Source organism: Dietzia sp. DQ11-38-2, assembly GCF_014145055.1.
Lineage (GTDB): Bacteria > Actinomycetota > Actinomycetes > Mycobacteriales > Mycobacteriaceae > Dietzia.
The window spans coordinates 1-1,311 of sequence record NZ_JAALDW010000511.1 but is presented as its reverse complement, the minus strand read 5'-3'; the positions used below and the strand labels follow the sequence as shown (position 1 = coordinate 1,311).

At 66.9% G+C, this 1,311-nt stretch carries 1 protein-coding gene; it reads right to left on the bottom strand.

Annotation, left to right across the window (positions count from 1 at the left end):
- Positions 1 to 54: 54 nt before the first annotated feature.
- Positions 55 to 918, bottom strand: coding sequence for a Bax inhibitor-1/YccA family protein (locus tag G6026_RS15990; RefSeq protein WP_107756860.1), 864 nt, complete (start codon positions 916 to 918; stop codon positions 55 to 57).
- Positions 919 to 1,311 lie beyond the last annotated feature (393 nt).

The window sequence follows — 1,311 nt, the reverse complement described above, 5'->3', positions numbered from 1 at the left end:
GGCCCCGGCTCCCGAGTCGGGAGCCGGGGCCGCAGGCGCTACCGCTCGCGCTGATCAGTCGCGGAAGTAGCTCATCAGGCGCAGGATCTCGATGTACAGCCAGACCAGGGTGACGGTCAGGCCGAGCGCGACGCCCCACGCCATCTTGTTGGGGGCACCGGCACGAACGAGGCGGTCGGCGTTGTCGAAGTCGAGCAGGAAGCTGAACGCGGCGAGGCCGATGCACAGGAGACAGAAGGCGATCGCGATCGGGCCACCGTTGTAGAGCGGATTCGAGCCGCCGGTGAAGAAGCTGAGCACGATGCTGCCGAGTGCCGCGAACAGCACGCCCACGATGGCGGCGGTGAGGAAGCGCGTGAACTTGGGGGTCACGCGAACGGCGCCGGTCTTGTAGACGAACAGCATGCCCACGAACACACCGATGGTGCCGAGGATCGCGGCGCCGACCGCACCGAGGACGCCACCGCCCTGGATGTCGGCGGTGAACAGGTACGTGGCCGCGCCGACGAACAACCCCTCGAGCGCACCGTAGGTCAGGGTGATCGGAGCGGAGTCCATCTTCCGGCCGAAGGTGGCGATGAGCACCACGACGAGGCCACCGATACCGCCGACGAGCAGCAACGGGAAGAGCAGACCGGGGTTGACGCTGATCATGTAGAACGCGATCACGCCCACGATGCTGAGCAGGCCCAGCGTCATGGCGGTCTTGGTGACGACGTCGTCGATCGTCATGGGCCGCGTGTCCGCCTCGAACTGCGGATGGGCCTGGGGCGCACCGTACCCGGCCTGGGCACCGAAGCCCTGGTGGCCGTACTGGCCCTGCTGGAAGGTGGCACGGCCCGCGCCACCGAGGTGGGTGGCGCCACGCGCGCTGTCCTGGGACAGAGAGCTGAAGACCGGATTGCTACTGCTGCGCATCGAGGTCCCTTCGGATTGTCGGGGAAGGTCGTGTAGCGAGAGTCCCCGCCGGGTCACCGACGAATCACTCGTACTGGGTCAACGCGTGGGCGCACCTGAGTGTTCCCCGCATTGATTCTTATCTTGCCTGACCGGTGGACCACTCGACGCAACCGTCAGTTATCGATATGTCGTTGACATTCTTGAGAATGGCGCGGATACTTCTAGACAGACGGGGGCCAACCAGGCACCCCAGATCGGAAGGAGTCGCGATGAACATCGACGACACATACGGGCCGGGCGACTTCGGCCCGTCGGCGACACCGGGCCGGGGCGGACATCCCCGGCGAGGCGGCCGCCCCGGCCGTCAGCACGGACACCACAGGGGCCGTCGTCACGAGCACGGTGGCGGCG